The organism is Pseudonocardia halophobica, from assembly GCF_027922425.1.
GTDB classification, from domain to species: Bacteria; Actinomycetota; Actinomycetes; order Mycobacteriales; family Pseudonocardiaceae; genus Pseudonocardia; species Pseudonocardia halophobica.
This window is the reverse complement of the sequence record NZ_BSFQ01000010.1, coordinates 1-19,335: the sequence shown is the minus strand read 5'-3', so window position 1 is coordinate 19,335 and position 19,335 is coordinate 1. Positions and strand designations below refer to the sequence as shown.

General features: G+C 73.9%; 16 protein-coding genes. 10 read left to right on the top strand and 6 right to left on the bottom strand.

Annotated elements, in window-relative coordinates; translation table 11 throughout:
• Window positions 1–397: 397 nt before the first annotated feature.
• The 7 genes from PKE99_RS14010 to PKE99_RS13980 all read left to right on the top strand — a co-directional run bounded on the left by PKE99_RS14010 (window position 398) and on the right by PKE99_RS13980 (window position 8,777).
• Window positions 398–1,621 (top strand): glycosyltransferase family 2 protein, encoded by a 1,224-nt coding sequence (locus PKE99_RS14010; protein WP_231497985.1) that lies wholly within the window; start codon window positions 398–400, stop codon window positions 1,619–1,621.
• A 208-nt stretch (window positions 1,622–1,829) separates the two neighbouring features.
• Complete coding sequence (locus PKE99_RS14005) at window positions 1,830–2,207, top strand: hypothetical protein (protein ID WP_037038788.1); 378 nt, start codon at window positions 1,830–1,832, stop codon at window positions 2,205–2,207.
• Entirely contained in the window at window positions 2,204–4,270 is a 2,067-nt protein-coding gene (locus PKE99_RS14000; protein WP_037038790.1) for a hypothetical protein, read from the top strand. Before PKE99_RS14005 ends, PKE99_RS14000 begins: the two co-directional genes overlap by 4 nt.
• Window positions 4,267–4,665, top strand: a complete 399-nt coding sequence (locus PKE99_RS13995; protein ID WP_037038792.1) for a hypothetical protein — start codon at window positions 4,267–4,269, stop codon at window positions 4,663–4,665. Before PKE99_RS14000 ends, PKE99_RS13995 begins: the two co-directional genes overlap by 4 nt.
• Before the next feature lie 132 nt (window positions 4,666–4,797).
• Window positions 4,798–6,501, top strand: a complete 1,704-nt coding sequence (locus tag PKE99_RS13990; RefSeq protein ID WP_051736513.1) for a choline dehydrogenase — start codon at window positions 4,798–4,800, stop codon at window positions 6,499–6,501.
• Between the two features lie 52 nt (window positions 6,502–6,553).
• Window positions 6,554–7,804 (top strand): glycosyltransferase family 2 protein, encoded by a 1,251-nt coding sequence (locus tag PKE99_RS13985; protein ID WP_051736514.1) that lies wholly within the window; start codon window positions 6,554–6,556, stop codon window positions 7,802–7,804.
• A 100-nt stretch (window positions 7,805–7,904) separates the two neighbouring features.
• Window positions 7,905–8,777, top strand: a complete 873-nt coding sequence (locus tag PKE99_RS13980; protein WP_037038794.1) for a glycoside hydrolase family 16 protein — start codon at window positions 7,905–7,907, stop codon at window positions 8,775–8,777.
• Between the two features lie 72 nt (window positions 8,778–8,849).
• Here PKE99_RS13980 and PKE99_RS13975 read toward each other — a convergent pair whose 3' ends face one another.
• On the bottom strand, window positions 8,850–10,232 hold the full coding sequence (locus PKE99_RS13975; RefSeq protein ID WP_051736515.1) for a glycosyltransferase family 4 protein: 1,383 nt from the start codon (window positions 10,230–10,232) through the stop codon (window positions 8,850–8,852).
• A 37-nt stretch (window positions 10,233–10,269) separates the two neighbouring features.
• The gene (locus PKE99_RS13970; protein ID WP_037038796.1) at window positions 10,270–11,946 is read right to left on the bottom strand and encodes a lipopolysaccharide biosynthesis protein; all 1,677 of its coding nucleotides are present in this window, start codon (window positions 11,944–11,946) and stop codon (window positions 10,270–10,272) included.
• Window positions 11,947–12,276: 330 nt separating this feature from the next.
• Between PKE99_RS13970 and PKE99_RS13965 the strand changes: the two genes are divergently transcribed.
• From PKE99_RS13965 to PKE99_RS13955, 3 genes are all read left to right on the top strand, one after another.
• On the top strand, window positions 12,277–12,876 hold the full coding sequence (locus tag PKE99_RS13965; protein WP_037038798.1) for an acyltransferase: 600 nt from the start codon (window positions 12,277–12,279) through the stop codon (window positions 12,874–12,876).
• Between the two features lie 142 nt (window positions 12,877–13,018).
• Complete coding sequence (locus PKE99_RS13960; RefSeq protein ID WP_051736516.1) at window positions 13,019–13,447, top strand: hypothetical protein; 429 nt, start codon at window positions 13,019–13,021, stop codon at window positions 13,445–13,447.
• A gap of 1 nt (window position 13,448) precedes the next feature.
• Window positions 13,449–14,294 (top strand): polysaccharide deacetylase family protein, encoded by an 846-nt coding sequence (locus PKE99_RS13955; RefSeq protein WP_051736517.1) that lies wholly within the window; start codon window positions 13,449–13,451, stop codon window positions 14,292–14,294.
• 50 nt (window positions 14,295–14,344) lie between these two features.
• Here the strand turns inward: PKE99_RS13955 and PKE99_RS13950 are convergent, their stop codons facing one another.
• The 4 genes from PKE99_RS13950 to PKE99_RS13935 are packed head-to-tail and all read right to left on the bottom strand — an operon-like array spanning window position 14,345 to window position 18,744.
• On the bottom strand, window positions 14,345–15,469 hold the full coding sequence (locus PKE99_RS13950) for a DegT/DnrJ/EryC1/StrS family aminotransferase (protein WP_051736518.1): 1,125 nt from the start codon (window positions 15,467–15,469) through the stop codon (window positions 14,345–14,347).
• Between the two features lie 7 nt (window positions 15,470–15,476).
• Window positions 15,477–16,613 (bottom strand): DegT/DnrJ/EryC1/StrS family aminotransferase, encoded by a 1,137-nt coding sequence (locus PKE99_RS13945; RefSeq protein ID WP_271214880.1) that lies wholly within the window; start codon window positions 16,611–16,613, stop codon window positions 15,477–15,479.
• Window positions 16,610–17,614, bottom strand: a complete 1,005-nt coding sequence (locus PKE99_RS13940; RefSeq protein ID WP_037038800.1) for an NAD-dependent epimerase/dehydratase family protein — start codon at window positions 17,612–17,614, stop codon at window positions 16,610–16,612. The genes PKE99_RS13945 and PKE99_RS13940 overlap by 4 nt, the downstream gene beginning before the upstream one ends.
• Window positions 17,611–18,744 carry a Gfo/Idh/MocA family protein gene (locus tag PKE99_RS13935; protein WP_231497986.1) on the bottom strand — a complete coding sequence of 378 codons (1,134 nt, stop codon included), beginning with the start codon at window positions 18,742–18,744 and terminating at the stop codon, window positions 17,611–17,613. The genes PKE99_RS13940 and PKE99_RS13935 overlap by 4 nt, the downstream gene beginning before the upstream one ends.
• Window positions 18,745–19,335: the final 591 nt, after the last annotated feature.

The following is a 19,335-nucleotide window of genomic DNA, read 5'->3' as shown; positions in this document are numbered from 1 at the left end:
CCGCCGCGTGGGCGTGGCGGTCCGTGCTGTCCATGGGGCGGCACTCTACCGAGCACACAGGACGCCCCCGGTCGGCGGGCCGATCGCACTGTCCGTAAGGTTCGCGTCGTGGACCCGGAGCAGCCGAGCGCCCGCGGAGCGACCGGAGCGTGGTTGTCCGGGGCCCGAACGGGGGACGGTGCGAACGGAGTACACGCAGTCGGGGCAGCGCCCCGTCACGTAACGCGCCGACGAGGCCGACAGATAAGCCAAGCGATGACGGAGTACCGGGTGACATCTCGACCTGCAGAAGTCGGGCGCCGAAGCGTCAGCGCGACAGCACACGAGGTGCGACGAGGGGGAGACTGCGATGCAGCGCAGTGATCGGCGCAGGGTTGAGCGCAGTGACGATCCGACCGTGTCCGTGGTGGTCCCCACCCGGAACGAGGCCCGCAACCTCCAGGTGGTGCTGCCCGCGATCGCGGCCGTGCGGCCCGCGGTGCACGAGGTGATCGTCGTCGACGGCAACTCCGTCGACGGCACGGTGGAGACCGCGCGGCGGGTGCTGCCGTGGGTGCGGATCGTCGAGCAGACGCGCAAGGGCAAGGGCAACGCGATGGCGTGCGGGTTCGCCGCCGCCACCGGCGACATCATCGTGATGTTCGACGCCGACGGCTCGGCCGACCCGGCGGAGATCCCGGCGTTCGTGGCGGCGCTGAAGGCGGGCGCCGACTTCGCGAAGGGCAGCCGCTTCGCGCGCGGCGGCGGCAGCGACGACATCACGCTGCTGCGGCGGACCGGCAACGCGGGGCTCAACGGCGTGGCCAACGCGCTGTTCGGCACGCGGCACTCGGACCTCTGCTACGGCTACAACGCCTTCTGGGCCGACCTGTTGCCCCTGCTGGAGCTGCCGGCGGTGGACGCTCCCGCACCGGACGACGGGTCGATGCTCTGGGGGGACGGCTTCGAGATCGAGACCGTGCTGGCCTGCCGGGTCGCCGCGGCCGAGCTCAAGGTCACCGAGGTGCCGTCCTACGAGCGCGAGCGCCTCTTCGGCGACACCAACCTGCGGACCTTCGCCGACGGCACGCGGGTCCTGCGCACCCTGGCCGCCGAGCGGCGGCGCGCCAACCAGCGGCGAGTGGAGCCACCGGCGGTGGCGGCTCCGGTCGCGGCGCGGTACGGCACGCCCCTCGACGGCCCGGTGAGCGCCCCGCTGAACGGTGCAGTGAACGGATCCGTGAACGGTGCCGTCAACGGGCACACGCGGAACGGGCACGCGCCGTCGAACGGCCACGGTGGACAGAACGGGCACGCCGTCCACAACGGACACGTGAACGGCCACGGCCACACCAACGGCCACATCAACGGGCACGCGAACGGGCACGGAAACGGCCGCCCGCGCGGGACCGCCGACACCCTGCCGGTGCCCCCGACGACCGAGCCCGCCGAGCCGATCGAGCAGGTCGAGACGGCCACGGCCGTGCCCCCGTCGCCTCCCGCGGCGACCGCCCCGCCGCGCCCGTCGCCGCGCCCGGGCAACCGTCCGGCGGCCGGGACCGACCGTCCCGCGCCCCAGCGCGCCACGGCGCAGCGTGAGGCGCTCGACGCGCGTTACGCCCTCGAGGAGGAGGCCTCCTGAGGGGTCGCCTCCTGCGGATCACCGGCGCCCGGCATACTCCTGACGGGCGCCGGGGTCCGTCCGGCGCCGGACGGTGTGCCCTGGTCCCGCCGCGCGGGCCGGTGCGCCACGCGGTGTCGAGCGAGACGGTGCCGAGCATCCCCACGGTGCCGGGCACGGGAACGGTGTCGGCCACGGACGACGTCCGGCGAGGGAACGGAGTGACGCGGTGAGCATGCCCTCCGCGGCGGAGCTGACGCGCGCCCGCACCGCGCGTCGCGGCGTCGCGCTGATGCTCGTCGTCGCCGGCGTCGCGGCCTGCGCCCTGAGCCTGCTGAAGGTGACCGGCGGCACCGTCGGCGACATCCGCCTCTTCGTCACGATCGGCTTCCTGCTGCTGGGCCCCGGCTGGTCCGCGGCGGGCTTCCTGCGCCGCGCGCCCGCGGCGCACGTCTGGCTGCTGACCCTGGGCGTCGGCGTGGCGACCACGCTGCTCGCCGCGCAGATCATGGTCAGCACCGTCTGGTGGCACCCCGACCTGATGCTCTACATCGTCACCGGGATCAGCATCCCCTTCCTGCTCCGGCACGCGGTGGTCGCCCAGTGACCACGCAGGACACCCGCCGGGATGCCCGCGACGGCGGGACCCCGCGCGAGGACGGCGGCCGCGCCGCGGACGCGCAGGGCGGCGGCGCCGTCCGCAGCGACCCCGAGGCCACGCAGGTCCTCCGCCCCGTCGGCGCGACGCCGGGGAACGGCCCGGACGGCACCGACCCGCCCACGGCGGCGATCCCGGTCGTCCCGCCCGCGGCACCGCCGGTCGACGCCGAGCCGCCCGCCGAGCCGTCGTGGTTCCGGCGCAACCGGGTCGTCGTCGACCGCTGGCTCTCGCCGGCACTCGCCCTGCTCGCGGTGGCCATGCTGCCGCTCGCGGTGGTCACCACCGACCTGCAGGCGCTCGACGGCTGGGGCCTGGCCAAGGTGCTCGGCATCCCGGGCTGGCTGGCCCTGCTGTTCGCGATCGGCTCCTGCCTCTCCGAGCTCTACGCCCGGCGCCCGCGCATCCCGATGCTCGGCACCGCCACCGGCGTCCTCATCCTCTGCTCGACGGGCCTGCCGTCGGTCGTCGAGCCCGCCGCGCGGTTCGGCACGGCCTGGACGATCACCGGCTTCGTCGACGCCGTGGCGGTCGCCAACGGCGTCCCGCCGCAGGGTCTCGACGCCCGGTTCTCCTGGCCCGCGTTCTTCGCCCAGTGGGCGTGGTTCCGCCAGGCCGGCGGCGCCGACCAGCTCGACGAGGTGCTGCGCTGGTTCCCGCCCGCCGTCGTCACGGTGTGGGCGATCGGCATCTACGCGCTGGCCCGTTCGATGCTCGGCGGCACCCGTGCCCCCTGGGCCGCGGCCTGGCTGTTCGTCGGCCTGAACTGGATCGAGCAGGACTACTTCTCGCCGCAGGCCACGGGCATCTGCCTGCTGCTCACGGTGCTGACGTTCGCCCTCGGCCCGCTGGCCACCCGCCGGACGGACCCGAGCGGCGTGCCGGGCTGGCCGGCCCCGCACCGCGGCGCGAAGCGCCTGCCACTGCTGCACCGCTGGCTGGTCTCCGGCATGACGCCGCCGAACCGGCCGACGCTGCCCCCGCGGCAGCTGCTGCTGGTCTACTTCTGCGCGGCGCTGTGCATCCTCGCCGTCATCCCGGCGCACCAGCTCACCCCGTTCGCGATCCTCGGCCAGCTGTTCCTGCTGGCCGTCGTGGGCCGCTACCGGGGCCGCGGGCTCGTGCTGGTCGGCATGATCGGCGTCATCCTCTTCATCCTGATCGCCGCCCGTTCCATCTGGATGAACCAGATCACGCTGTTCATCGGCACCGGCGACACGGGCGCCGCGCTGCAGGAGGGCGTGGCCGACCGGCTGACCGGCGACGCAGGTCAGATCGTCGTCAAGTACGGGCGCGTGCTCGTCGCCGGGCTGTCGTACCTGCTGGGCATCGTGGGCGCGTGGGTCTACTGGCGGCGCCGCCGCGACCTCGTGCCGATCGGGCTCGCCGTGGTGCCGATGGCGTTCGCCGCGCAGGGCTACGGCAGCGAGGGCTTCCTGCGGATCGTGCTGTTCGGCCTGCCGATCCTCACGATCCTGGGCGCGGACTTCCTGCGCTGGACGGTCCGCAAGCGCGCGTGGATGCGGCCGGTGCTGGCGGTCGGGATGGTCGCGCTGTTCGGCATGCTCGTGTTCCTGCGCGGCGGCAACGACTCCTACCAGGTCGTCTACCCCGAGGACGCCGCGATGTTCCGGTCGGTCGTCGCGACGACCCCACCCGGGCAGAACGTCATCCCGGTCTCCGACCCGGGGCCGTTCGCGATCGAGGGCCTCACGCTCTTCGGGCGCGGCGGCGGCGTGCCGGGCTGCGGCCGGATCGGCGTCTCGGACGACCCGATCGGCTGCACGGCCAAGGTCTCGCCCGACGTCATCGTGAACTTCGGGTCGATCGAGGCCCAGGGCGTCTACCTCTACGGCAAGCCGCACAACTGGTCGCTGGACTACGCCAACACCCTGGTCCAGCAGGGCACGTACTACTTCTGGTACCAGAGCCCGGACGACCCGTACGACTACGTGCTGCGCAAGGTCGGGGCGCCCGTGCTCCCCGGCGGTACCGCGGGGAGGCCCGGATGACGATCGACCCGGGATTCGACAAGTGGGTGTGGCTGTCGTTCCTCGGCCTGCTGGTCGTCCTCGGCATCCGGGCCTGGGTGGTGGAGAGCAGCCGCGGCCGGCCGGGGCGCACGCCCACGCGGGTGCGGGCGCTCACGGCGGCCTCGGTCGGCGTGGTCGCCGTCGTCGTCGCGCTGCTCACCGTCCAGGGTGGACAGCAGGTCGTGCACTCCGTCCTGACCCGCACCGACCCCGTCACCGGGCTCCCGCTGGACCAGCCGCGACAGCCTGCTCCGGCCCCGCCCGCGGACCCGAACGCCCCCGCCGCGGCGGACCCGAACGCCCCCGCGGCCACCGACCCGAACGCTGATCCGAACGCAGACCCGAACGCACCCGCGGCAGGAGCCGCGCCCTGACCTGAGTCGGGGTGGTGGATTTCACCGCGATATCGTGACCGCCGCTGCGGCCGCGGCGACCCGGGGAGTGCCGGGCCGCGGCGACGCGGGGGGCAGGCACGCAGCGTTCCCAGGAGGAGGGCTCAACACCTCATGTCGGACAAGGTCTACGACTTCGTCGTGGTCGGCGGCGGTGCGGCCGGGTGCGTCCTGGCCAACCGCCTGAGCGCCGATCCCGCCCACCGGGTGCTCCTTCTCGAGGCCGGGAAATCGGACCCGTTCTGGGACGTGTTCACCCACATGCCGGCCGCGATGGGCCTGGCGATCGCCAGCAAGAGCCACAACTGGCACTACGTCTCCGAGCCCGAGCCGTTCATGCAGAACCGCCGCATGGACCTGCCGCGCGGCAAGCTGCTCGGCGGCTCCGGCTCGATCAACGCCATGACCTACGTCCGGGGCCACCCGGCGAACTTCGACCAGTGGGCGAAGGTCGTCGGCGACGACGCCTGGGACTACGCGCACGTCCTGCCGTACTTCAAGAAGATCGAGGACTCGCTGACCTTCGGCGGGAACGAGTACCGCGGTCGCGGCGGTCTGCAGACGGTGGAGCGCGCCCCGGCCGACCACCCGCTGTTCGCGTTGTTCTTCGAGGCCGCCCAGCAGGCCGGGTACAACCTCACCGCGGACCTCAACGGCGCGGTGCAGGAGGGCTTCGCGGCGTTCGACCGCAACATCCGGCGGGGCCGGCGGCAGTCGTCGTCGCAGGCGTACCTGCACCCGGTGATGGGGCGGCCCAACCTCGAGGTCCGCACCCGCGCACTGGCCACGCAGGTCGTGTTCTCCGGGACGCGCGCGGTCGGGGTGACGTTCCGCGCCGCCGGCGGCCACGAGGAGATCGTCCGGGCCAAGGAGATCATCCTGTCCGGCGGCGCCTTCAACACCCCGCAGCTGCTGCAGCTGTCCGGGGTCGGCCGCGCCGAGGAGCTCGAGGCGGTCGGCGTGGCGCCGATCCACGACCTGCGCGGGGTCGGCCACAACCTCGAGGACCACCTGGCGGTCCAGGTCCAGCACCGGTGCACCCAGCCCATCTCGATGGTGCACATGAAGGACAAGAAGAACTGGCCGAAGATGGGCCTGCAGTGGCTCGCCGGCCGGGGCCCGGCGGGGAGCAACCTGTTCGAGGCGGCGGGCTTCATCCGCAGCAACGAGGACATGGAGTTCCCCGACGTGATCGTCGGGTTCGCGCCCATGGCGATGGCCTTCGACGAGAAGCGGATCGTGGAGGGGCACGGCTACCAGGTGCACGTCGGCACCATGGCCGCGCGCTCCCGCGGCAGCGTCACGCTGCGCTCGGCCGACCCGGCCGCCCACCCGCGGATCATCTTCAACTACCTGGACAACCAGCGGGACCGGGACGACTGGGTCAAGGCGATCCGCATCGCGCGCGACATCATGGCCCAGCCGGCCTTCTCGGGCGTCGACGGTGGCGAGGTCGTCCCGGGGCCGGAGTTCCAGACGGACGAGCAGATCCTCGACTGGATCTCGCACACCGCGCAGACCGGGCTGCACCCCACGGGCAGCGCCCGGATGGGCCGCACCCCGGACGACGTCGTGGACCCCGACACCCTGCGGGTGCACGGCGTCGACGGGATCCGCGTGGTCGACGCGTCGATCTTCCCGACGGTGACCAACACCCAGACCTACGCGCCCACCCTGATGGTGGCCGAGAAGGCGTCGGACATGATCCTCGGCAACACGCCGCTGGAGCCGGTGCACCTCGCCCGCCCGCAGGTCGTCTCGCAGGCGCGGCCGTCCGCGGCCCCCGAGGACGTGGTGGCGCCGGCCGGCCAGGCCTGACGCGACCGGGCGGTGCGGGAGGCGCACCGCCGACGAACCACGAAGGAGAACCATGGAGCTGCCGGGGCGGGCGCCGGCCTGGGTCGGCCGGGTCGAGCGGCGGACCGACGGGCCGGACGCCCTCGACCTGTCGGTGGACCCCCGGTACCTGGCGGCCCGGCTGCTGGTGACCGCGGGCGGCGTGCCCGCGGGGCTGATCTCGGTCGGCCTCACCGGCGGCCGCGCGACCACGTCGACCGTGCGGGCCGCGATCGAGGAGCAGCTTGGTCCGGACACGGGGGAGGAGCAGGCGCTGCCGCCGTCGGTCGAGCCGCTCACCGTGGTGATCGCGACGCGCGGCCGGGCGGAGAGCCTGCGCACCAGCATCGCCGCCGTGGTGGCCGGTGACCACCCGGCCGTCACCGTGGTCGTGGTCGACAACGACCCGCCGGACGAGAGCACCCGGCTCGTCGCCGAGGAGTTCGCCGACCGGGGCGTGGTCTACGTCCGCGAGCGGCGCCGCGGCCTCTCGGTGGGCCGCAATCGCGGGCTGCGCGAGGCGGTCACCCGGCTCGTCGCGTTCACGGACGACGACACCGAGGTGGACCGGCAGTGGGCCGGCCGCATCGCCGCCGTGTTCGCCGCCGAGCCGGACCTGGCCTGCCTCAGCGGCCCGGTGATCGGCGCCGTGCTGGAGACCGAGGAGCAGCTGGCCGCCGAGCGTGCCCTGGTGTGGAACCGGGGCTTCGAGGCGCGCCGCTACTCGCTGGCCGACCCGCCCGCGGACTCCGCGATCTTCCCCTTCTCGCCGGGCCTGTTCGGGATCGGCGCGAACTTCGCCGTCCGGGCGGACGTCGCGCGCGCCGTCGGCGGGTTCGACGAGGCGCTCGGCGCGGGCGCCCCGACCCGCGGCGGCGAGGACTGCGAGTTCATGGTCCGGCTGGTCCTGGCCGGGCACCGGGTGGGCTACGACCCGGGCGCGTTCGTCTGGCACCACCACCGGTCGTCGCCGGAGGAGCTGCGCAGCCAGCTGCGCGGCTACTCGATGGGCCTGGGCGCGTTCCTCACCAAGATCGCCCTGGACCCGCGGGCCGGGGCGATGGCGGCCAAGCGCATCCCGGCCGCGTTCGCACAGTTCCGGCAGATCGGCGCGCGCGAGTCCACCGCCGGCGAGGGCGTCGCCGCGGGGAGCCTGGGGGAGCGGCTCGCGTGGATCGTCGACGGCGGCTCGGCCTACGTCCGGGGGCGCCGGGCGACCCGGCGGGTCGGCGGGCGGGTGCCCCGGCTGTCCCCGGTGAACTCGTACGTCACGTCCGACCGCTGACGTCGTTGGACTCGGTGACGGGGGCGTCCACGCGGTGCTCTACGCTCGCAATCTGTCCGGAATGTCCGATCTGAGCTGTCCGATGTGACGAGGAGTCCCAGTGTCCGAAGAGTCCGGGCCCGGTGGCGGCGGAGCGCCCACCCGGGGGATCTCCCGCCGCACCGGCCTGATCATCGGCGGCGTGGCCGTCGTGGCCGTGCTCGCGCTGATCGCCGTGCTCGTCGGCAGCCCGTCGTCGGACTCCGGGAACACCTCCGGGAGCGGCAGCGTGTCCGAGCCGCCCGGCCCGACCACGCCCACGCAGACCCAGAGCGCGGGCTCCGACACCAGCGCCGCCACCCTGCAGGGCTGGGGTGAGCCCAGCCGCGTCGACGAGTTCGACGGGCCGCGCCCCGCCGGCTGGAGCATCTACAAGGGCGAGGGGCACGACGGCAACGGCCGCCGGACCACCGAGTCGATCCACGTCAACGACGGCATCCTCACCATCAAGGGCGACGCGCAGGGCAACACCGGCGGCCTCGCGCTCAACCCGGGCCAGATGTACGGGCGCTGGGAGGGCCGGGTGAAGATGCCGGCCAGCGACCCCACCTACCACGCCCTGCTGCTGCTGTGGCCGGACGAGGAGAACTGGCCGGAGGGCGGCGAGGTCGACTTCATGGAGGCGACCTCGGGCGACCGGCAGAACGTGAACTCGTTCCTGCACTACAGCGAGGACAACAAGCAGATCGAGCACTCCGTCGACGTCGACGGCACCGAGTGGCACAACTGGGCCGTGGAGTGGACCCCGGACCACGTCATCGGCTACCTCGACGGCCGCGAGTGGTACCGGATCGAGGACAAGGACACGCTGCCGCCGGGCCCGATGCACCTGTGCATCCAGCTCGACTGGTTCCCCGAGGACGGCGACCCGAACAACGTGAAGCCCTCGGAGATGCAGGTCGACTGGATCAAGGAGTACAAGTACTCCGGCTGATCCCTCCGGACACGAACCGGCCGGTGCCCCGCGGGGGCACCGGCCGGTGTCGTTCTCGGGGCCGCGGCGGGATCAGGCCCGGCGGACCGCCCTCAGCTTCAGGGTCTTGGCGTTGGCGATGTCGATGCTGCCGGTGTCGGTGTCGATGTCCGGGTCGAACCAGTCCGGCACCGGGCCGGCGATGCCCGGCGCGATGCGCTCGGAGCTGTTGAACGTGTCCGGCTTGACCCGTCCCGCCGCCCGCGCCGCGAACCAGGCGCCGACGGACGCGACCGTGCGCGCCACCTCGCTGCGGCTCGGGCGGACGTGCTCGGCGAGCGCCTTCTGGTACCACTCCATCTGCACCCGCAGGGCGTGCTCGAGGCTGTAGTGCCGGCGCACGAGCTCGAGGGCGAACGCGGCGTTCTCCTTGCGGCGCACCTGGTCGTCCAGGAGCGTGGTCAGCTCGCGGACCAGCGCGTCCTCGCCCGTGCCGCCGTCGCCGATGCCGTAGAAGCCGCGCCAGCGGAACAGCCGGGCCGACTCGCGGTCGAGCGTCTGGAAGTAGCCGCGCTCGCCCTGCACGATGCAGGGCTTCCCGAAGGCCATCGCCCGCAGGATCGACCCGCCCATCCCGAGCGCGATGTCCGCGGAGGCGTAGGCGGGGCGCGGGTCGACGCGCATCCCGGGCAGCAGCACGACCTCGCGGCCCGCGCGGGCGTTCGTCGCGTCGGCCAGGGCCCGCAGCTCGGGCATCGCCGGCCCGTCGCCCACCATCACCAGCCGGAGCCGGTGGTGCGGCGGGATGCGGCCCGCGGCGCGGATCGCGGTCTCCAGGCCCTCCTGCTTGAGCGCCCGGGCGAACCGGCTGACCACGACCACGGCGATCTCGTCCGGCGCGATCCCGAGCTCGGCCCGGAACGCGTCGCCGCCGGGGTAGTCGGGGTACTGGCCGACCGTGTCCGTCGGGATCTCGAGGACGCCGATCGAGCCGCTGCGTTCCCGGGTCTCCATGGCGATCAACGGCCCGCAGACCTGCAGCGGCACCGAGCCGGGCATGAAGTCCGGCACGGACATGCTGTTGATCGTCATCGTCATCGGCACGTCGTCCAGGCGGTGCGGGCCGAGGAAGGTCAGCAGCGAGGGCGTGAGCTCGTAGGCGTGGATCAGGTCCGGTTGCAGCCGCCGGGACAGGTCCCGGACCCGCTTGTACGCGGCCCGCGCGGTGGGCGCGATGTTGTCCGGAACCAGTTCCTCGACCGCCTCGAACCGCACCCCGCGCTTGTGGATGACGTCCTCGAGGACACCGGGCGGCCCGGCGACCACGACCTCGTGGCCCATGTCCCGCACACCGGCGGCCAGGTCCACGGAGTTGCGCTGGCTGCCGCCGATGTCCAGGTTGTGCAGGACGACGAGCAGGCGCAGCGGCCGGTCCGTGGGCCAGCGGCTCGCGCGGGGAGCGCTGTGCGCGTTCACTCCTCGGGTCTCCCTCGTGTGTGAAGAAGGCCGTCCGTCAGGACGGGCGCCGGCCTGCTCCCGTCGCCAGTCCGGCGACGGGGGTCGGCTCTGTCGGGGGGTCGGAACGGTCGGTGGGGCCGGCGGGGTCGTCCCCGTCCCCGGACGTACGGCCGGTCTCCTCCTCGACGGCGTCGTGCCGCAGCGTCCGCATGAAGCGGACGAGCGGGACGGCGACGACGAGCGCCGTGACGGCCTGGGCGAGGAGGAAGGCCAGGCCGGCGCCACCGATGCCCATGCGGTCCATGAGCACCACCGCGAGCCCGATGACGAGGGCCGCGGTGAACACCTCGAGCACGACGACGCGGCCCATCTGGTTGCGCAGCCGGGAGGTGTTGATGAAGTTCATGTTGATGATCGTGAACGGGATCGCGAGCACCGCGTAGCGCAGTACCCAGGTGCCCTGGTCGGAGTAGGTGTCGCCGAGCACGGACAGCACCCACGGGGCCAGGAAGAACAGCGCGGGCACGCCGAGGCCGCCGATGAGGTAGCTCAGCCGGAAGGTGCGCTTCATCAGCGCCCACTGCTCGCGCCGGTCGTGGCTGGCCTCCACGACGTAGGAGGAGCTGATGTTCCAGATGAGCACGCTGAACGACTCGGCGATCAGCCAGGGCAGCGCGTAGTAGGCGTTGGCCTCGGTGCCCAGCCGTGCCACGACCAGCAGCGGCAGCACCAGCGGGATGATCACCGTGACGGCGCCGGTGGCGTACTCGGCCAGGAAGATCGACAGCAGCCCGCGGCGGTCCGGCATCGGCGGCGTGCCCTCGCCGGGCGGGGGCACGCGGGGGAGCAGCCGCAGGAACAGGATCGGCGAGATCACCAGCTGCAGCGCGATGATGGGGAGCGCCCAGGCGACGAGGATGCCCTTCTCGAACGCGAGGTTCGCGAAGAGGATCAGCAGCCCCATCTTGCCCAGCGCGAACAGCAGCTGCTCGAGCGGGATCCAGGTGGAGCGGCGCAGCCCGGTGAGCACCCAGTCCTGCAGCGTGGACAGCGCCAGCAGCGCGACGAGCAGCGGGAACGCCGCCCGGTCCCACAGGGTGGGGAACAGCTCGTCGTGCGGGAAGAAGACGAGGAAGCCCGCGCCGAGCAGCAGGGCGATGGTGGTCGCGATGGCGTAGCCGCCCACGACGAGCTTGCGCGCCTTCGTGCCGGCGGAGGCCAGGACACGACCGAAGAGCAGTCCGACGTTCGACGCCGCGACCTGCGACAGCATCGTGGCGGTGGACAGGATCGCCGAGGACCGGCCCACCTCGGCGGCGGGCAGCCGGGCGGCGATCGCCCAGAAGCCGAGCCCGACGAGCGCGGTGATGCCGGTCGCGGCCATGAGCGCGAAGGCGTTGAGCTCGAGGCTGGGCAGCAGCGAGCGCCGCTTGCGCGGCGTCTCGGTGCCCGGCGTCTCGGCGCCCGGCGTCTCGGGGAGCTCGGCCGTCTCCGGGGACGTCGGCTCGGCCGCCGGGACCGCCGGGGCTTCCGCGACCTCCGGCACCTGCGCGGTGCGGAGGCCGACGGTGTCGAGCACGGCGTTCTCCGCGGTGCCCGGCGCGGGGACCTGGACGGCGGCGAAGCGCTCGGTCGGGGGATCGGCGTACGGGTCCGCACCCGGCCCGCTGATCCGGTTGACCGCCGCGGCGGGACGGCCGGGGCCGCCCGCGATCCGCTCGTCGCCGCGCACCGGACCCCTGTCTCGCTCCACTACCGCAGTACCCCGTCAGACCTGTCCGTGCCGCGCGCACCCGCCGGGCGCCGGTCGCCGCTCTTCGTCTCGGTTCGCCCGAGCCTAATGGTCGACTCGCCGGCGTCGATCTCCGGGTGTAACCTGCCCGGTTCGCGCGCGGGGGTCCGGAGGCGGACCCTCGGTCGTCCATCGGTCACCCCACGGAGCGCGTTACGCCCCGTCCCGGTGCGCCACCGCACCCGGCGCTCACGGGATCGGGGGACGGGACCGTCGGACCCCGCGGCTATCGTCGGCGCCACACACGACGGACGACGAGCGGGAGCGCGCATGACCGCCACGACGGGCAGCACGACCGGGGTGCGGGTGCACCCGCAGGGCCTCTGCGAGAGCACGGACGTCGGCGAGGGCACCCGGGTGTGGGCCTTCGCGCACGTCCTGCCCGGCGCCCGGGTCGGCCGGGACTGCAACATCTGCGACTGCGCCTTCGTCGAGGACGGGGCGGTGCTCGGCGACAACGTCACGGTCAAGAACGGCACGCTCGTCTTCGCCGGCGTGACCTGTGAGGACGACGTCTTCCTCGGCCCGAACGTGCTGTTCACCAACGACCTGCGCCCGCGCGCGGCGATCAAGCGCGGGCCCGAGGCCCTGCTGCCCACCGTGGTCCGGCGGGGCGCGACCCTCGGGGCCGGCTCGGTCGTGGTGTGCGGCACGGAGATCGGCGAGCACGCCTTCGCCGCCGCGGGCGCCGTCGTGACCCGCTCGGTGCCGGCCCACGCCTTCGTCGCCGGGAACCCGGCGCGGGTGAAGGGCTGGGTCTGCGTGTGCGGCGACCGGCTCGGCGAGGACCTGGTGTGCCCGGAGTGCGGGACCGCGCACGAGCGGGCGGGGGAGGGACTGCGCGTCCGGACCCGAGCGGCCCGTCGCTAGAGTCCCCCGGCGGGAGAGTCCACCGGGGTCCCCGCCGGCGTCCGGCCGGCCGCCCCGCCGCGGGACGCCGCCTCCGCCACCCCGACGGCGGAGCGAGCCGGGCGTCCCGTGCCGACCACACCGGACCGAGGAGCAGACCGAGATGGCCCGTGCCGCCCAGACCACCGCCTCCACCGCGAGCACAGCGCTGCGCGCCCTGCGCGACGTCGGCGCGGCCGCCTGGTTCGGCGGCTCTCTGATGGGGGCGTCGGGCCTCAACGCCGCCGCAGACGCCGCCGGGGGCCCGCTCGAGCGCGAGCGCGTCGTCTCCGCCGGCTGGGCGCGCTGGACCCCGATCTTCCGCGCCGCGGCGGCCGCGCACCTGCTCGGCAGCGTCGGGCTGCTGGCCCAGCGCCGCAGCAGGGCCGACCTGGTCGGCCTCGGTCTCACCACCGCCGCCGTCGGCGCGGTGGCCGGGACTGCCGTGCTGGGGAGCAAGGAGGTCCCCGAGACGACCATCCACGCCGTCGAGTGGACGGTCCCCGCGCTGCTCGCCGGGGTGATCCTCAGCGGCGTCGGCCGGAGGGGCTGACGTGCCGGTCTCCTCCCTGCGCAGCAGCCTCGGCGAGCTCCCCGCCGCCCAGGCCGCCTACCGGTGCGCCGTCGCCGGCCGGATGCGGGCGGAGCGGTGGGGTCTGGCCCTCGACGAGGCGCTGCGGACCCGCACCGGCCTGACCCGCCCCCGCGGCGCCGCGACGGGCCGGATCCTCGCCTACCACTCGATCGGCACGGACGAGTGGGGCGTCAACGACGTGCGGCCGGCCGACTTCGAGCGGCACCTGCAGGTCGCCGTGGACGACGGCTGGACCTTCGCCACCCCGGCCCAGGTGCTGGCCGCCCCGGAGCTCAGGCAGCTGGCGATCACGTTCGACGACGGCGCCACCAGCGTGCTGGACAACGCCGTGCCGGTGCTGCGCCACCACGGCGTCCCGTCGACCATGTTCGCGGTCAGCGGGTGGGCGGACGGGGGGCACGACGCCGGGTACGCGCACGTCCTCGACTGGGCCGGGCTGGCCCGGCTCGAGGCGGCCGGGGTCACGCTGGCCAGCCACTCGGCGTCGCACCCCGACTTCGGCCGGCTCGACCCGGCCGCGGCCGAGCGCGAGCTCGTCGAGTCCCGGCGCCGGCTGGAGACGATGCTCGGTCACGGGATCGACGAGTTCGCCATCCCGTTCGGGCAGTCGGCGAACTGGACGCCGGAGGCCGGGGCCATCGCGAGCCGCGTCTACCGCACGGTGTACGCGCAGGCCGTCGACACGCGGCCCGCGGGCACGATCCCGCGCACCTTCATCACCCAGATCGACCGCCCGCTGATCTTCCGCGCCGCCCTGAACGGCGCCTTCGACAACTGGGAGGAGTGGTTCCTCGGCCCCCGCTGACCTCGTGAGTGGCGATAGTCGCTCTGGCGACTATCGCCACTCACGGGGAGTTACAGGGCGGTGCGGAGGGTGTCCACCACGCGCTGCTGCTGCTCCTCGGTGAGCTGCGGGTAGAGCGGCAGGCTCAGGATGCGCTCCGCCGTCGCCTCGGCCACCGGGAAGTCGCCGGTCTTGCCGAGGTGCCCGAACGCGCCGGTGAGGTGCACCGGCGTGGGGTAGTGGATGCCCGCGCCCACGCCGTGGGCGTTGAGGTGCGCCAGGACCTCGTCGCGGCGGTCCACCTCGATCACGTACAGGTGCCAGACGGGCTCGTTGCCCGGCGTGACCGTCGGGGTCGTGACGCCGGGGAGGTCGGCGAGGAGGGCGTCGTAGCGCGCGGCCGCCTCCCGGCGCAGGGTGTTCCACGCGTCGAGGCGCCGCAGCTTCGCGGACAGCACCGAGGCCTGCAGCGCGTCCAACCGGCTGTTGACGCCGACGACGGTGTGCTCGTACTTGCGCGGCGAGCCGTGCGCGCCGAGCAGCCGGACCCGGTCCGCCAGCTCGGCCGAGCCGGTGAGCACCGCGCCCGCGTCGCCGTAGGCGCCGAGGTTCTTGCCCGGGTAGAAGCTGGTGCCGGCGATGTCGCCGATCGCGCCGGCCTGCAGCCCGTCACGCCGCGCGCCCTGGGACTGCGCCGCGTCCTCGCAGATCGCGACGTGGTCCGGCAGGCCCGCCTTCAGCCGCGCGACGTCGGCGACCTGGCCGTAGAGGTGCACCGGCATGACCGCGCGGGTCCGGTCGGTGACCGCGGCCAGCGCGGCGTCGACGTCGATCAGCGCGGTGCCGGGCTCGCAGTCGACGAGCACGACCTCGGCCCCGGCGCGGGCGACCGCCTCGGCGGTGGCGATGAACGTGTTGGCCGGGACGATGCACTCGTCACCCGGTCCGACGCCGAGGGCGCGCAGGGCGAGCTCGAGCGCGTCCGTGCCGTTGGCGACGCCGACGACGTGGTCCACGCCGGAATACGCGGCGTAGTCGGCCTCGAACTCGGCGACGGCCGGTCCGCCGACGAAGGCGGTGCGGGCGAGCACCTTCTCCCAGCCCTCGGCGACCTCGGCGGCCACCTCGGCGTGCTGGGCCGCCAGGTCGACGAGGGGGATCGGGGCGTGCGGGACCGGGGTGGTGGGGGCGGCCATGCGGCTCCTAGTGGCTCGGGGAGCTGGTGGCGAGGCCGAGGGCACCGGCCAGCGCGTCGACGACGGCGCGCTGCTCGGTCTCCCCGATCTCGTGGTGCACCGGCAGGATCACGGTCCGGCGCGTGAGGTGTTCGGTGACGGGCAGCGGCCCGTGCGGGTGCCCGGCGTACGCGGGCTCCAGGTGCGCGGCCATGATCCCGCGGCGGGCGGAGATCCCCGACTCGGCGAGCGCGCCGAGCACGGCGACCTGGTCGGCCCCCTCGGGCAGCTCCACCCAGAAGGACTGGTAGTTCGACGTACCGTGCGGCGGGTCGCCGACCGCGCGCACCCCGAGCGGGGCGAGGAGCTCGCGGTAGCGCTCCGCGATGGCCCGGCGCTGCGCGACGATGCCGGGCAGCCGGCCGAGCTGGACCAGGCCCATCGCGGCCTGCATGTCCGTCATCCGGTAGTTGAAGGCGGTCTCGTCGTAGCCCTCGAGGACGACCTTCGTGCCGGCGGCGTGCCGGTCGGCCGCGGAGACGGTCATGCCTTGCTCGCGCAGCCGGCGGATCCGCGCGGCCCACCCGGCGTCGTCCGTGGTGACCATGCCGCCCTCACCGGTGGTGAGGAGCTTGCGCGGGTGGAAGGACCACGCCGCGAGCAGCGCACCGGTTCCGACCGGGTTCCCGTGCAGCGTGGCACCGGCGGCACACGCGGCGTCCTCGACGACCGGGACGTCCCCGCAGACCGCCTCGATCGCCGGGATGTCGGCGGGCTGCCCGCCCTGGTGGACGGCCAGCACGGCCTTCGTCCGCGGGGTGAGCACCGCCGCGACGGTCTCGGCGGTGACGTTCCCCGTCCCCGGTTCGACGTCGGCGAACACCGGGGTCGCACCGCAGTAGCGGATCGCGTTGGCGGTCGCGATGAACGAGAACGACGGGCACACGACCTCGTCGCCCGGGCCCACACCGAGCACGTACAGCGACAGGTGGAGCGCGGTGGTGCAGTTCGAGGTCGCGACGGCGTGCGCGGCGCCGACGTGGGCGGCGAACGCCTTCTCGAACTCGGCGACCCGGGGACCCTGGGCCACCCAGCCGGACCGGACGGCGGCCGCGACGGCCTCCGCCTCCTCCTCGCCGAGGAGGGGCTTCATCACCGGGATCATGCGCCGACCTTCGTGCCGGTCTCCTCGCTCCACCACTGCACGAGCCCGCGCAGGCCCTCGTCCATCCCGATCGTCGGCTTCCAGCCGAGGTCGCGGGCGGCGGCGGAGATGTCCGCGAGCCGGCGGGTGACGCCGTTGACCTGCCGGGCCGGGCCGAACTCCGGGGTGAGGTCGGAGTCCATGGCCTTCAGCAGTGCCTCGGCCAGGCCGGCCAGGCTGATCTCCTGGGCGGTGGCGATGTTGTAGACGTCGTCCGTGACCGGGGCCTGCGCGGCGAGCACGTTGGCGCGGGCGATGTCGTGGACGTGGACGAAGTCCATCGTCTGCTTCCCGTCGCCGAAGATCAGCGGGCGGTCGCCGCGGGCGATCCGCTCCATCCAGCGGATCAGCACCTCGGTGTAGACGCCGTAGGCGTCCATCCGCGGGCCGTAGACGTTGAAGTAGCGCAGCGCGACGTAGTCCAGGCCGTTCATGGCGTGGAAGCTGCGCAGCATGCCCTCGTTGAACGCCTTGGCGGCGCCGTAGAAGGTGTCGTTGTTGTACGGGTGGTGGCGCTCCGTGGTCGGGAACTCCTCGGCCAGCCCGTAGACCGACGCCGACGAGCTCGCGACGATCTTCTTCACCCCGTGCTCGACGGCGGCCTCGATGATCGTGAAGGTGCCGTCGACCAGGCTCTCCAGCGCGGTCCGCGGCTGCTCGGCGCACTGGGTGATGCGCAGCGCGGCGAGGTGGAACACCAGGTCCTTGCCGGCGGTCAGCTCACCGACCAGACCGCGGTCGTTGATGTCGCCCTCGACGAGGGTCAGCCGGTCGCCCGCGGCCTCCTGCGCCGCGGCGATGTTCTCCCGCCGCCCGCGCACCAGGTTGTCCAGCACGACGATCTCGGCCGCGCCGGCCTCGACGAGCTGGTCGACCAGGGTCGAACCGATGGTTCCGGCACCGCCGGTGACCAGGACCCGCTGGCCCTCGACCGGCTGGGCCGCCTTCTCGCTGCTGGTCACACCGTCACCTCTCCGCGGCCGCGCTGGGCCATCGTGGTCGGAACGTCCTCGATCACCCCGGCGGTGGTGCGCGGGGTCTCCTGGATCGCGCGGATCGGCACGGACATGCCGTCCTTCGCGAGGCTCTCGGAGGCGGCCTCGAGGATCGCGAGCACCCGCAGGCCCGCGAAGCCGTCCGTGAGCGGGCGCCGGTTCTCGGCGATGGCCGCCGCGAACTCGACCATGACCGACCGCAGGGCCTCCAGGTTGGCCAGGGCCGGGGCGACGGTGTCGCCGGTGCGGTACGAGACGAGCCGGCGGCCGCGGACGTCCGCGTCCTCCAGTTCGGGGGAGATCCGGTCGACGCCGCGGTCGTGCTCCGAGAGGCGCTGGGTGGGGTTGAGGTCGTCCCAGATCACGGTCCGGTTCGACCCGCCCACCACGAAGGTGCGGATCTTGGTGGGGGAGAGCCAGTTGACGTGCACGTGGGCGAGCGCGCCGTTGGACAGCCGCAGCGTGAGGTGCGCGACGCAGGCGTGTCCCGCGCCCACCGGGTCCGAGCCGTGCGCGGCCACCGAGACCGGGAACACGTCGTCCGGAAGGATCGCGTCGAAGATGGACAGGTCGTGCGGGGCGAGGTCCCACAGGACGTCCACATCGGGCTGCACGATGCCGAGGTTGATCCGCACCGAGTCGATGTACTGCAGGTCGCCGAGCCGGCCGCTGCGCACGACCTCGCGGATGTGCCGGACCTCGGACGTGTAGCAGAAGGTGTGGTCGACCATGAGCACGCGGCCGAGTCGCTCGGCGGCCTCGACCAGCTGCCGGCCCTCCTCGTAGGTCGGCGCCAGCGGCTTCTCGATCAGCACGTGCTTGCCGGCCTCGAGCGCGCGCATCGCCACGTCGAAGTGGGTGGCGGCCGGGGTCGCGATCGCGACGGCGGACACCGCGGGGTCGGCCAGCACCTCGTCGAGCGAGGTGGACACCCGCACGGTCGAGTAGTTGCCGAGGACCTGCCGGGCCCGGTCGGCGTTGAGGTCGCACAGGTACTCGAGGTGCAGGCCCGGGGTCTGCTGTGCGTTGCGGACGAGGTTGGGACCCCAGTACCCGCCGCCGACGACGGCTATCCCGATCGGACCGTTGCTCTCCACTGTGTACCCGTCCCCCATTCCGTCCGGTCCCCCCTGAGTGCGGCGGCGATCTCGGGACCGGACCCTACAAGGACCCCATCGGGTGATCCCCAGCGCGTCGGCGCGGGCCCGGATCGCCCCACCGGGTACACGGGCGGGCCAGCCGTCCCGGGACGTCCGGTTCGTCCCGCGCAGCACACCCGGTCGCGCTCGGCCGCACGGGGGACGCCGCGAACCCGCCGGTAGCATCGGCGCTCATGTTGACGGCCTGGCTTCCCCACCTGCCCCCCGTGGTCGGAGCTGTCCCGTCGTCCGCTCCCGTCGCTGCCGAGGCGCAGTGACACGACCGGACTCCGAGGCCAGCACCCCTGTCTCCGCGCACCGGCGCGAGGAGCCCGACCCGCCCTCGGGCGGCACCCGACCCCCGGTCCCCGACCTCGATCGGCGACCGGCACCCCTCTTCGACGACGCCGTCCCCGGTACACCCGGCGACCGGCGGACCCCCTCGGGCGGCACGGCGGCGGGCCGCCCCGGGGGATCCGCGGCGGGCCGCCCCGGGGGATCCGCGGCGGGCCGCCCCGGGGGATCCGCGGCGGGCCGCCCCGGGGGATC

Coding starts and splice junctions, on each gene's coding strand:
- PKE99_RS13995 (WP_037038792.1), top strand. CDS start 4,267: ATGACGATCGACCCGGGATTCGACAAGTGGGTGTGGCTGTCGTTCCTC.
- PKE99_RS13990 (WP_051736513.1), top strand. CDS start 4,798: ATGTCGGACAAGGTCTACGACTTCGTCGTGGTCGGCGGCGGTGCGGCC.
- PKE99_RS13985 (WP_051736514.1), top strand. CDS start 6,554: ATGGAGCTGCCGGGGCGGGCGCCGGCCTGGGTCGGCCGGGTCGAGCGG.
- PKE99_RS13965 (WP_037038798.1), top strand. CDS start 12,277: ATGACCGCCACGACGGGCAGCACGACCGGGGTGCGGGTGCACCCGCAG.
- PKE99_RS13960 (WP_051736516.1), top strand. CDS start 13,019: ATGGCCCGTGCCGCCCAGACCACCGCCTCCACCGCGAGCACAGCGCTG.
- PKE99_RS13950 (WP_051736518.1), bottom strand. CDS start 15,469: ATGGCCGCCCCCACCACCCCGGTCCCGCACGCCCCGATCCCCCTCGTC.
- PKE99_RS13945 (WP_271214880.1), bottom strand. CDS start 16,613: ATGATCCCGGTGATGAAGCCCCTCCTCGGCGAGGAGGAGGCGGAGGCC.